At 38.8% G+C, this 12,809-nt stretch carries 13 protein-coding genes and 1 riboswitch; of the genes, 3 read left to right on the top strand and 10 right to left on the bottom strand.

The genetic code is table 11. From position 1 onward, the window contains the following. The first annotated feature begins 146 nt into the window (after positions 1-146). From WD019_RS11260 to WD019_RS11250, 3 genes are all read left to right on the top strand, one after another. On the top strand, positions 147-1,778 hold the full coding sequence (locus WD019_RS11260; protein ID WP_425711538.1) for an OPT/YSL family transporter: 1,632 nt from the start codon (positions 147-149) through the stop codon (positions 1,776-1,778). A 72-nt stretch (positions 1,779-1,850) separates the two neighbouring features. Further along, positions 1,851-3,374, top strand: a complete 1,524-nt coding sequence (locus tag WD019_RS11255) for a cobyric acid synthase (protein ID WP_425711537.1) — start codon at positions 1,851-1,853, stop codon at positions 3,372-3,374. Between the two features lie 206 nt (positions 3,375-3,580). Beyond that, positions 3,581-3,823 carry a hypothetical protein gene (locus WD019_RS11250; protein WP_425711541.1) on the top strand — a complete coding sequence of 81 codons (243 nt, stop codon included), beginning with the start codon at positions 3,581-3,583 and terminating at the stop codon, positions 3,821-3,823. Positions 3,824-3,875: 52 nt separating this feature from the next. On the opposite strand, the gene WD019_RS11245 is transcribed toward WD019_RS11250, so the two are convergent. The 10 genes from WD019_RS11245 to WD019_RS11200 all read right to left on the bottom strand — a co-directional run bounded on the left by WD019_RS11245 (position 3,876) and on the right by WD019_RS11200 (position 12,793). Next, positions 3,876-5,555, bottom strand: coding sequence for a M4 family metallopeptidase (locus WD019_RS11245; protein ID WP_425711536.1), 1,680 nt, complete (start codon positions 5,553-5,555; stop codon positions 3,876-3,878). A 204-nt stretch (positions 5,556-5,759) separates the two neighbouring features. After that, on the bottom strand, positions 5,760-6,578 hold the full coding sequence (locus tag WD019_RS11240; RefSeq protein ID WP_425711535.1) for a MetQ/NlpA family ABC transporter substrate-binding protein: 819 nt from the start codon (positions 6,576-6,578) through the stop codon (positions 5,760-5,762). Positions 6,579-6,604: 26 nt separating this feature from the next. Further along, the gene (locus tag WD019_RS11235) at positions 6,605-7,273 is read right to left on the bottom strand and encodes a methionine ABC transporter permease (RefSeq protein WP_425711534.1); all 669 of its coding nucleotides are present in this window, start codon (positions 7,271-7,273) and stop codon (positions 6,605-6,607) included. Further along, positions 7,266-8,291, bottom strand: a complete 1,026-nt coding sequence (locus WD019_RS11230; protein ID WP_425711533.1) for a methionine ABC transporter ATP-binding protein — start codon at positions 8,289-8,291, stop codon at positions 7,266-7,268. The genes WD019_RS11235 and WD019_RS11230 overlap by 8 nt, the downstream gene beginning before the upstream one ends. A gap of 95 nt (positions 8,292-8,386) precedes the next feature. Further along, positions 8,387-8,503, bottom strand: a riboswitch (SAM riboswitch). A 61-nt stretch (positions 8,504-8,564) separates the two neighbouring features. Then, positions 8,565-9,779, bottom strand: a complete 1,215-nt coding sequence (locus WD019_RS11225) for an anti-sigma-I factor RsgI family protein (protein ID WP_425711532.1) — start codon at positions 9,777-9,779, stop codon at positions 8,565-8,567. 75 nt (positions 9,780-9,854) lie between these two features. Further along, positions 9,855-10,607, bottom strand: coding sequence for an RNA polymerase sigma-I factor (sigI, locus tag WD019_RS11220; RefSeq protein ID WP_026677846.1), 753 nt, complete (start codon positions 10,605-10,607; stop codon positions 9,855-9,857). A 480-nt stretch (positions 10,608-11,087) separates the two neighbouring features. After that, positions 11,088-11,417, bottom strand: a complete 330-nt coding sequence (locus WD019_RS11215) for a thioredoxin family protein (protein ID WP_051291460.1) — start codon at positions 11,415-11,417, stop codon at positions 11,088-11,090. A gap of 42 nt (positions 11,418-11,459) precedes the next feature. After that, positions 11,460-11,795 (bottom strand): toprim domain-containing protein, encoded by a 336-nt coding sequence (locus WD019_RS11210; RefSeq protein ID WP_026677844.1) that lies wholly within the window; start codon positions 11,793-11,795, stop codon positions 11,460-11,462. 178 nt (positions 11,796-11,973) lie between these two features. Beyond that, the gene (gene gcvH / locus WD019_RS11205; RefSeq protein ID WP_026677842.1) at positions 11,974-12,360 is read right to left on the bottom strand and encodes a glycine cleavage system protein GcvH; all 387 of its coding nucleotides are present in this window, start codon (positions 12,358-12,360) and stop codon (positions 11,974-11,976) included. 73 nt (positions 12,361-12,433) lie between these two features. Further along, a complete protein-coding gene (locus WD019_RS11200; RefSeq protein WP_425711531.1) occupies positions 12,434-12,793 on the bottom strand; it encodes an arsenate reductase family protein in 360 nt (119 codons plus the stop codon). Positions 12,794-12,809 lie beyond the last annotated feature (16 nt).

Here is a 12,809-nt window from a genome sequence, read left to right as displayed (position 1 = left end):
ATTCTTATATTCCGTTTTAATGGAAATTCAAAAAGTAAGCTTATAATAAAATTTTGGCGAGACTATATACTGCAAAAAATAAATATTTAAGCTAATATTTAAAATAAGTAATATATTTTTTGGAAGTATCGGAGGAACAAATCTAAATGCCTACTAACCAGCAAGAACAAGAAGTAAATTATGCCCGTTCCTTATCTGAGCAATTAACATTTCGAGGAATCTTCATTGGAACAATTGGATCTTGTATCATCACGACGAGTTCGATGTATATTGCCCTTCGAATGGGAAGTTTGCCATGGCCCACTATATTTGCAGCCGTCCTTTCAATGGTCATTTTAAAAGCTCTTGGAAGTACAAACGTAAATGAAATCAATTTAACCCACACCACGATGTCAGCCGGAGCAATGGTAGCCGGCGGTCTGGCTTTCACGATTCCAGGCGTATGGATGATCGACAAAGATGCCGATATTAGTTTATTGACGTTGTTCATCGTTACCATTTGCGGAACTGTTCTAGGCTTACTTTTCACCGGTTTGATTCGAAGCTTTTTTATCGTTCAAAAGGAACTTCCGTTTCCTATGGGGATTGCGGCATCACAAACTGTAATGGCAGGAATTAAAGGAAAAAAAGCGAAACTATTGTTTTCGTCTCTCGGTTTGTCGGCCGCTATTACCGCCTTTAGAGATGGATTCAACTGGTTTTCAAGCACATGGATGTCAGCAAAGCTCGCTATACATAACCTCTTCTTCGGCATCTGGTTATCTCCAATGGCTGTTGGTATGGGCTATTTAATCGGACCTTTATATACAAGTATTTGGTTTTTGGGTGCTGGATTCACTTACTTTGTTCTGATCCCGGTTGGATTAGCAAAGGGTTGGTTTGATAGCATTGAATCTGCTGCCATATTTAAAGATAGTCTTGGCATCGGTTTAATGGTTGGAAGCGGAATCGGTATTCTGCTTAAAGGTATCTTACCAAAAACGAAAGAGATATACGGTCTGATTTTTAATGAAAAGGTTGATTTGAAAAGAATTCTTTCGAAAGCAATCCCAATTGCTCTCATTCTTATTGCCTTTTTCTTAACGTTCTTGACGGAATTATCTTTATTTCCAAGCATATTAATGATCATTGGAGTCTGGCTGACAACCATTATGGCAGGGACCATTACCGGACAAACCGGGATTAATCCTATGGAAGTTTTCGCTATACTTGTATTGGTAGCAATTAAAAGTCTATTCAATACAACAATGATTGAAAGCTTTCTTATTGCTGCCATCGTTGCTGTAGCCTGTGGACTCACAGGTGGTGTTTTAAACGATTTTAAATCGGGTCATTTATTAAGAACCGATCCTAAAGCACAATTTATTTCAGAAGCAATTGGAGGCGTTATTGGAGCCATCGTCTCTTGTTTAGTTTTATATGTCATGTTTCAATCGTACGGCGCAATGGGGCCGGGTACCGAGCTTCCCGCCCCACAAGCATTTGCCGTCTCAACGATGATTGACGGTCTTCCAGATGTGAAAACATTTTTTGCCGGCCTCATTATCGGTGCCCTTTTATATGTATTCAATATACCGGGAATGACGATTGGCCTCGGTCTCTATTTACCGATCTATATGTCTACAACGGTCTTTATCGGAGGTATGCTGAAATTTATCATTTCTAAACTCTCCGCTAAAAAAGCTAAAAACGGGATGATCATTTCATCCGGATTGCTTGGCGGTGAAGGGGTGGCTGGTGTCGTCATCGCCATTGTAAAGGTTTTGACAGGCGGTTAATGGACAAGTTTACTAATGTAAAATTTTCGTTTCCAGTTAAGATGAAAGAAATTATATGAGGGGAAAAAATCAATGAAAAAATGTCTACCTATAATGATCCAAGGGACGTGTTCAGATAGTGGGAAAAGTATTTTAGCTACCGCTTTTTGCCGGATTTTTTCACAGGACGGTTACAGGACGGCTCCTTTTAAATCACAAAATATGGCATTAAACTCTTATGTCACACTTGATGGTAAAGAAATCGGAAGAGCACAGGGGATCCAGGCCGAAGCAGCCGGAATTGCCGCTACAACAGATATGAACCCCATTTTGATTAAACCAACAAGAGATATGGAATCACAAGTTATACTAAATGGCAAACCTTTTCAAAATATGAAAGCTTCCCGATATCGGTCAGAATTCTATACCATCGGGCTATCGGCTATTAAAGAAGCGTATCAACGATTAACCGAAAACTTTGAGCGAATTGTCATTGAAGGTGCGGGGAGCCCTGCCGAGATTAATTTAAATGATAGGGAAATGGTTAATATGCGTGTTGCAAGATTGGCAAATGCTCCTGTTGTTCTCGTTGCCGATATTGATAGAGGCGGTGTATTTGCAAGCCTTGTTGGTACCCTGCAGCTTCTTGATCCAATCGACCGGGAGCGTGTCATTGGTGTAATCATTAACAAATTTCGCGGTGATCTTTCATTGTTGCAACCCGGACTCGACTGGTTCGAAGAATATACCGGAAAACCAGTGCTTGGCGTCGTTCCTTTTATCCCTGATTTATATATTGATGCGGAAGATTCACTTAGTTTGGAAAAATATACTTCAAAGCCAAACATCGATAAAAAGGAAATTGATATAGCGGTTATTCGCTATCCAAGAATTTCGAACTTTACAGATATCGATCCGTTTTTAATCGAAGATGATTGCCATGTGAGAATGGTCAAAAAGCCGGAAGAACTCGGAAAACCGGATTTGGTCATTTTACCGGGCAGCAAAAACACGATCGAGGATCTTATGTATTTACGGGAAAACGGCCTTGAAAAGCAGCTTTTTGATTTAAAAGCAAAAAAACAAAGTTATTTTTTTGGAATATGCGGAGGATACCAGATGCTCGGAAGCGCCATCTTGGATCCTTATCATGTGGAATCGCCAAATGAAAAATGCGAAGGGTTAAAACTTCTCCCGATCAAAACTACGCTTACGAAAAAGAAAACAACGGTATTCTCAACTGGTGAAGTGAAGTTCAGTAAAAAAATGATCGATGTGAAAGGTTATGAAATACATATGGGCCAGTCCAAACGGCTTGATGATACCCCTTCCTTTATTCAATTAGAAAACCATCAGGACGGGTGCTTCGACTTGAAAAATAAAGTAATCGGTACGTATTTCCACGGCATTTTTCATAATGACGAATTCAGGCATGAATTTCTGAATTTAATTCGTATGGAAAAAGGCTTTGAACCGCTTGAAAATCGAATATCATTTAAGGATATTAGTGAAGATAGCTTTAACCGGCTGGCAACTGTTGTAAGAAAACATGTTCGAATTGACGACATTAAAAGGAAAATGGAAGAGTTTCAAGCATCCTCAATCGATGTTTCATAAAATGCCTGCTTGAGCCATATAGTTTAATAAAGAAAATTCGGCGATTGGCGAACGTTGAACAAACGAAGATGCAAGGCTGTTGCATTTGTGCCGACCGCTTCGGAGTTCTACTTTCTTTGTGGTGCAAAACGCGTGCTATATTAAGGCATAAGTGACCTGTTGAAATTGGTTTAACTTGTGCCCCGAATAAGGAGGATGTGTGTATGATGCAATCAAAAGAATTACGATTGAGGCGCATTCAACACCTGGCTCATGAAATTATGGATGATATGAATTTACGCCACGAACCGAGACATTCAGCAACGTTACGTCTTGTTATTGATAATCTTTCACGGGCAATCGGGGACCTTGCCGATCCTTCAGGATACTCCTTAGAATATTTAGAGGAAAAAGTGGGAAATGCCCATTATCTTCTTTTTAAAGATAAACGTAAACTAAAAGGGGTTTAAGAGATTTCTTAAACCCCGGGAGCCTCTTTTCTCTATGCAAAGAGGCTTCGTTTTATTTTACACCGACAGCGTCAAATGCCTTATTAACCGTAGTGACTTCCGGTGAACTTGTTCCGTACAAGTCAGCAGCGGCCTGTACAAGAGCGGCACGTGCCTGGCTGAAAGTAGAGGAGGCTGTGAAGTATTGCGTGTTTGCCCGGTAGAAAATGGCGCCTAATTTATCATTGCCAATTCCTGAAACGGTCACTCCGTAATGGGTACCACCCTTTGCAATTAAGTAAGCTGCTTTGTTAATGATTCCGCTGTTCGTATGAACGCCGCCATTATCACTTGTTCCCGTATAACGCTTAGAATAGTGGTCCGGATCTCCATATTTCGCAGGATCGCTCATCGAGCGTAACGCATCGTTTGGCACAGCAGGTGTATAAATGTCTTCTCCTATTTCATAATCCGGGTTGCGGTTATTATAAAACTCTACTAGCGTTCCAAAAATATCAGACACCGCTTCATTTAAAGCACCGGACTCGTTTTGATAGATTAAGCCAGAGCTTGTATCAGTGACCGCGTGTGTCAACTCATGGGCAACAACATCAATCCCTCCTGAAAAAGGAATGAAATTCGTGCCATCCCCGTCTCCATATACCATTTGTGAACCGTTCCAAAAAGCGTTGTTATAGCTACGGCTGTAATGAACCGTGGACTTTAATGCGCCGCCCTTATTATCATAGGAATTGCGTCCAAACACATTTTTATAGTAATCGTACGTAACCCCTGCGTAATAATGTGCATCAACTGCCGGTCCATCATACTTTTGATCTAAACGATTATCCGTATCCGTCCATAGCGTTCCCGGCAATCGGGTGCGGTTAGCTCCGTCATACGTAATGATTCCGCTTCCTCTCGTATTATCTTGTAAATAATAGGAAGAACCTGAAAGCGTCATGTTGAGAGTTTTCGAGTCGCCCAGTACACCAACCCCGCTCCCTGTTGTATTTGAACCGGTAATGGGACCCCCGTTCCCTGGTTTACCACCCTTTTTCAGAGGAGAGGTTTGTTCAATGGCTTCATCGATATTGTTATATTTGTTTAAGATTTTTCCTGTTGAGGCATCAATAAAGTAATTATAGTTTCCGGGTTTTGGAGAAAGAAAGTTTAAGTTGACAAGGTACGCATAGACAGCATCTTTTCCTCCATCATAAACTACTAAATGAGCAGTCGGAAGTTTTTCAAACGAAGGAGAGTAACCTAAATCTTTTTTTGCAATGTTAATCGCTGTTTTAGCATTCAATTTTTTCTTCGCTTTAAGCCCTTCCTTCTTATCTAGATCAGGGATGACAGTTCCAGAAATAACTGTTAGCACTCCATCTTCAGAAACATGCGCTACCTGTGTGGAGCCCCACACTGGCACGCCTTTAAACACTTGTTGAAGACGAAGAACGGTTTGCCCCTGCTTGTCCTTTTGACTCGACTTTACTAGAAAGGATTTTTCGGCTGAATGTGCTCCGATTTTGTATTCATTTTTATGGCTGTCGAAATAGCTGAACACGACATTTTTTGCACTTTTTGAAGACGGTTTTGTTAAATGCCCCGAAATAAATTCCGGAGAACCTACCGTCTTATTGTACATTTTTGTCGATAATACATTTTTGGGCGCAGCGAAAGCAGATGCGCTCGAAAAAACACTTGCCGTCAAGCCAATTGATAATCCCAATGCCAATACTTTCTTGTTCACAAACATGCCTCCCCATAAAAATTTTTAGAAAAACCTCGAAAACTATCATATCATAAAGGTTGTTAAATTCATACTATTCTAAAAATTTTGATTCTGTTTTACTACGCTACTTAAGCGATAATAGGAATAAAGGCATACCATCAGCATTATAAAAATAAGCGTTTAGACACTTGCAATAAAAAAACAGCCGAAATGGCTGTTTTTTTATTGATTGACTGGCACAACTGCGCCTTTATATTTCTTGTTAATAAAGTCCTGGATTTCCTTTGAATGAAGTACATCAACTAATGCTTTTACTGGTTTTTTGTTTTTGTCCCCTTTGCGAACCGTAATAATGTTTACAAATGGGGAGTCTGCCCCTTCAAGGGCGATTGCATCTTTCTTCGGATTTAATCCTGCATCAAGTGCATAGTTTGTATTGATTAAGATCGCATCGCCTTCACCATTTTTATACGCTTTAGGAAGCATGCCTGCATCAATGTCAGCTTTAAACTTAAGGTGTTTAGGGTTTTTCACGATATCTTTTAGCTGCGCATTGTAGCTTACGCCTTTTTTCAACGTAATTAACCCTTCTTTTTCAAGCAATAGCAACATACGTCCATGGTCGGCAACCGAATTGCTCATAATGATTGTCGCCCCGTTCGGAAGGTCTTTTAACGATTTATATTTTTTCGAATACACACCAATCGGTTCAATGTGGATTCCGCCAGCGTTTTCGAACTTGTAATTTTTATGATCTTTCATTTGTGATACAAGGTAAGGAATGTGTTGGAAATAGTTTGCATCGATTTCTTTATCAGCCAATGCTTTATTTGGCAATACGTAATCCTGGAATGTTTTAATTTGAAGATCAATGCCTTTTTTCTTCAAAAGCGGTTTAGCCTGTTCCAAAATTTCTGCATGTGGTACAGAAGTAGCCCCAACAACAATTTTATCATTGCTCATTCCTTCTTCTTTTTTCCCACAAGCAGCAAGTGCCAGTGAAAGTGCTGCAACGAGAATAATGCTTAAAATCTTTTTCATCAGAAATAGTCCCCCTTGTTTGTAATTTAACGCTTATCAATGCGTTTTGTTATAAGATCACCAATAAATTGGATGATAAACACAATAATTAAAATCGCAACCGTCGCTACAAACGTAACGTCATTTTGTTCGCGTTGATATCCCCAAATGTAGGCAAGGTTTCCAAGGCCGCCTGCACCGACTACACCCGCCATAGCCGTATAGCCGACAAGGGCGATCGCCGTTACCGTAATACCCGAAATTAATGCGGGCAAGCTTTCAGGGATTAGCACTTTAAAGATGATTTGAAAATTAGTAGCGCCCATCGATTTAGCTGCTTCAATAACCCCTTTATCAACTTCGCGTAAGGCGATTTCAACCATCCGTGCGTAAAAGGGAGCGGCTCCAATAATTAAAGCTGGCAGAGCAGCATTAGCACCTAGCATAGACCCTACTAATATTCTTGTAAAAGGAATTAATAAAATAATTAAGATAATAAATGGCACAGAACGAAAGACGTTCACCACTGCGGCAATTATCATATTAAAAAACTTATTTTCCCATTGATTGCCTCTATTCGTTAAAAATAAAGCAAGGCCTAACATTAGTCCTAGTATAAAGGTGAAAAGTACACTAACCCCCGTCATATAAAGCGTTTCAATTGTCGCATCTTTAAAGACGCCCCACTCAACATTCGGAAATACGGTATTAAGCATGTGAGATCACCTCCACCTGTACTTGCTGTTCATTTAAGAAACGAATCGCTTCTTTCACGGATTCCTCTCTGCCGTCTAATTGAATAAACAACGTTCCATATTGCCCATTTTGTGTTTGCGACATTTTTCCTTGCAAAATATTTACACTTACATCAAATTGCTTGATAACTTCAGTAATTAATGGCTGCTCCGCCTTCGTTCCGACAAAAGTTAGTTGAACGATATGACTACTAGGGTTTTGTTCAAGTAAATGGTTAAGAGTATCTATCGTTTCCTCCGGTTCAGTCACTTGCTTCACAAATTCTTTAGTAATTGCTGCTTTCGGTGTTTTAAATACTTCAAGCACAGGACCGATCTCCGCAACCTTACCGCTCTCCATCACGGCAACACGGTGGCATATTTTTCGAATCACGTGCATTTCATGAGTAATTAAAACAATAGTCAATCCTAACTTTTTATTAATTTCAACCAGCAAATTTAAGATGCTATCCGTAGTTTTCGGATCAAGCGCAGATGTCGCTTCATCACATAACAATACTTCCGGATTATTGGCGAGCGCTCTTGCGATTCCGACACGTTGTTTTTGTCCGCCGCTCAACTGAGCAGGATAAGATTCACCGCGTCCTTCTAAACCTACAAGCTGGATTAATTCATCAACCCGCCTCTTCCTCTCTTCTTTCGGCACTCCTGCAATTTCAAGAGGAAATGAAATATTTTCACGAACGGTACGAGACCAGAGGAGATTAAAGTGCTGAAAGATCATGCTGATTCGTTGACGCTCTTTCCGCAATTCTCTTTCACTCAAATTCGACAGGTTTTTTCCCGCCACTGTAATCGTCCCACTCGTTGGGCGTTCCAACATATTTAACATACGAATTAACGTACTCTTGCCGGCCCCGCTATAGCCGATAATTCCAAATATTTCTCCTTTTTCAATTTCGATATTGACGTCATCCACGGCATGGACAGGTCCGTCCTTCGTTTGAAAAAGCTTTTTCACTGATTCGAGCTTAATCAACTACATTCCCCTACTTTCTGTTGTTACTTTGTTGAAAAAACAAATGCCTTTCTGCGTAAATGAGCAGAAAGGCATAAATGTATCTATGCGCCTTCTTCTCATCTCCCAAAGCAATTGATTCGCTTTGCAGGAATTGGCACCATTTTAAGCGTTATTCGCCTAACGGTTGCCGGGTTTCATCGGGCCAGTCCCTCCGCCTCTCGTGATAAGAACAAGTCGTTCTATTATTTTTTCATTTTTATAGTTGAATTCTATCACCCATGTCGAATGCTGTCAAACACTTTTTCGTCTATTTTTATGATTATGCCTCCGCCAATCATTCCCTCTATTCACACGTTTTGGTTTATGGTGTTGAAGATGTTGAGGGTAACGCTTTTTTATGTAATTTCCCCTGTCTGAGTGATACAGCGCTTTACGTTTATTGTGTGGCGGACGATATTTTTTCACTCGACGTTGATGTAGATCGTGCTTGTTTTTATGTAATGGATGTTGGTTGCTCGAATGGCGTATATTTTTCAAGCGATGCCGTTTATAGTCGTGATGGTTAACCAACGGCTTCTGTTTCATTATTTGACGCGATTGCCTATCCTTCGACTGTTTTGGCACAAAAACGGTCTCTCGTTTTTTCTTTTCCTCATTTTCTTTTTGCAAAACGCTTTTTTTGGGGCGTTTGGCTTTATTATGTTTATGAATGACCTTATTTTTTATAGTCTTATTTTTCCGCTTATTGTTCGGCTTATTTCTTATCTCTATATTTCTTTTCAGCTCGGAAAACGTCTTCTTCTGAACATCCTTAAGGGAAATCTTTTGTCCTTTATTCTTTGCATCTAAATATAATAAATATTTCCCGGTAGATATATTATTGTCGCTTGCCTTCTGGTGTTTTTCAGAATCCGCTTCTTTTATATTTACTGTAACTTGATGATTGGCGACTATTTTATTTCGTTTAATGGTTGCAATTGTTTTTTTTAGCGAAGATGACAACTTTTTATTTGATGGGTCAACTACTGTAGTCACAATCATTACATCTTGCCTGTCATTTAAGTACCCGCTCGCATTAAAAGCATCTATTAACTGGCCGGAAAAAGAAGACAGGCTCATCTTCTCTTTATAACGGATCTTTTTTAATAAATCTGCCGCATCATGATTCCATGATTGCACGTCAATGACCTCTAACCTTGAATTTACTCCCACTTCAAGACTTGGATTCACATCAAAACTTACATAAGCGGCCGCTGCTTCATTTTCATTTTTGATAGGAATCATCCCTGAAATAAGAAAAAAGACAAGGAAAAGAATAAGTGTAAGCGAAAAAGATGGCAATAAAGAACAGGGCCTTTTTTTAGAAACGGCAAAATAGGATGAATGATATTCGCTTCCAACGACCGGCTGTCTGCCGGGCGGAATGCGAACAGAAACAAAACATCCATCCTTCGTAAGAAGTATTACCTTTCCTTTTTTTACTTCCATTACAATGCCGCTTTTCATGTAACGTGTCCCCTCCTGCATGTAGAAGGAGTTGCTTCGTATAACGTTAGCTTGTCCTACTTTTAAACAACATCCTTAAGACTGAATGTATGACTTTAACGCTTTAAAGTCGCCTAAATAAATTAATGATACAGCTATTATATATTTTCGGTTTCTTTCGATTGTTTTACGACTGCAGGAAACCATGCTTAACAAATCTTTTATTGGCAGTTGCTTTTTTTCCATAAGAAAATCAGCTAATTCTTTATTTTCAACAATCAGTCGGGAAATTTCTTTCGCGTTTTCACGGGCATCTACATGTTTTGGACAATGTTTGGAAAGAACTTTAAAATTCAACCCGAATTCTTTTAAAAGTTTTTGATATTCCTCAATTTCATACACGCGGTTTTCTGATTGAACTTGTTCTTCATAGTAATCTAATGCCGCTTTTTGTTCTGCATAGCTCTCTTCAAGACGGCCTTCCTCATCTTCCTCTTCAGGCTGAAGGTAAATTAATCGGTTTTGACGCACTTCTTTTCGAATATAATCAATCACCCGGCGTCTTATTACCATATCCGCAAACGATAAAAACCGGCTGCCCTGGCCTTCCTGATATTGATCAATTGCTTCATTAAATGCAAAGAGACCTACACTAAATTCATCCATCGTACGATCTATATATTGACTGCATACTTTTGACGTTACTTTTTTAATAAATGGTTGATATGCTTCGATCAGTTCATTACGCAGAATATCATTACCACGCTGAATTTTCAATACTTTATCTTCAATCGTCATAATTGTTTTATTAATCGATGGTACAAATGCTCTAAGTTCCATTGTTGACATTGCTCATTCACCTCTACTCTACACCTGTTTATTAAAAAACAAAATCGTGTATTCGTCTTATTTCAATTACCACTGAATGAATTGGAGCAAACCTGAATCAAGCTCCCTCTTACATTTATACCATTGATTTTTGAATTTGTAGGCTACAGTTGTATAACAATGTGACAATGATCATAACAATTGTAATATATTCGTTAAATTACTGAAAATAAAAAATTATCTAATTGAAATGGGGATGATTTCATATTCCAGGTTATCCCCTTGAATTAAAGGGTTTTCACTCTTTTTTTCGTATTGTTGTTGCACAGTTGAATTATGACGTTTGTTACACGTCGCGATAACACTTCCACTATTTACCGTGTATATTTAAGCCGTTTTTGCATTTCTACCCCCGCAAAAGTTGAATAAAAATTAAAAATCAGCCTGCAACTTGAGTGCAGGCTGATTTAAGTAACTTTCGTGAAACAATCGAAAAAATAATCAAACATATTTTTTTAACGTTTCATACAAATAATCAACAGATTTTAGCGCATCGATCTTTTGAACAATGATCCCTCTATTTAAAATAACAAGAGAAGGAACCGTCGTTATGCTATAGGTTTGCGATAATTCAGGCATAAGGTTCAAATTGCACGCGCCTATAACGATTGGTTTTCCGGTTTGCTTGAACGTTTCAAGACAGATTTCAAGCATTTTTCTCCCCATTTTACATGTTCCGCAAAGAGGAGTTTGAAAGTAAAGAACGACCGGTTGATTGATAGATTGTTCAATAAACGATTGGAAATCGTCTCTTGTTAAATCTTGTATCATTTATAATACCCCATATAACACGCTTTAATTGCCAGCATTACATTAGCCAAGGCAATTTTTATTAATTGTAAAATGAGCGCCAAGGAGAACTTTTGCTAAATACATCAGCGGTGTTTTAGCAACTTCCCTGTACATTTTATGAATATAGAGATGTTCGGCGTTTGGGAGTTCCCGCCCGAGTTGCCTCCGGAGTTTAGTTCCCGCTTCATCCGCATCCACTAAAATGTAAACATCTTTGTCCTCGACAGTGTTTGCCAATTCCTCAAGCTTTGTGATTCCCATTGTTCCATTTGTACATATAATTTCAACAGGCTCACTTAAAATGGAGATAAGTTTATCTTTATCGGATTTCCCTTCAACGATAATCACTTTATCCATCACTAATCTCTCCTATTAAGAAAGTCTAATGAACGAAATCATTTTATACTTTATTTTATTAAATTTCTCCTTTAATTGTTCATCTATGCGATCTCTCGTAAAAGCATAATTAAATGAGGAATTGGACCCGCTTTGCAAAAAAGGGACAAGCAAAAAAACTTGTCCCTTTTTTCAATGATTAGTCTTCTTTCGTCATTTCTTCATATTGTTCAGCAGTCATTAATTTTTCGATTTGAGCAAGGTCTGATGCTTCAACTTCGATCATCCATGCTTTTTCATATGGAGATTCGTTAACTAACTCAGGGCTATCGTCAAGATCTTCATTAATCGCAACGACTTTTCCGGAAATCGGAGCATAAAGTTCTGAGACGGTTTTAACCGATTCTACGCTTCCGAATGGCTCATCTGCCTGGATTTCATCTCCAACTTCAGGCAATTCTACAAAGACAATATCACCAAGTTCGTCTTGAGCGAAGTCTGTAATTCCAATCTTCACTTTGTTGCCTTCGATTACTTGTACCCATTCATGTTCATCAGAATAACGTAGTTCTTTTGGAAAATTCATTTCGTATCCCTCCAGCATTAAATATGTAAATTATAATTACTATAATATAAGATTTATTATAGTTAATCAACTGTCAATTGGACCATGATTTAGAATATAATTCTTCATTGAAACCGACTGTCACTTTCTTTCCGTCTGTTGCAATCGGACGTTTGATCAACATGCCGTCAGATGCCAGAATTTCAAGCAATTCGTCGTTGGAAGCGGTTTTAATTTTATCTTTCAACCCTAACTCCCGATATTTTTTCCCGCTCGTATTGAAAAACTTTTTCATTTCAAGACCGCTTAATTCGATCAGCCGCCTTAGCTCTTCCTTGGAAGGCGGTTCGTCAACAATATGTATTGCATTAAAAGGGATGTTGTAGTCTTTTAACCATTTCTTCGCTTTTTGGCATGTCCCGCATTTCGGATACTCATATAACGTAAGGCTCATTTGTTCACTCCTCCCT

It is taken from the genome of Fictibacillus sp. Mic-4 (assembly GCF_049843615.1).
GTDB classification, from domain to species: Bacteria; Bacillota; Bacilli; order Bacillales; family Fictibacillaceae; genus Fictibacillus_A; species Fictibacillus_A gelatini.
Note: the sequence above shows the minus strand (reverse complement) of the source record. Positions and strands in the feature narration are given on the sequence as shown.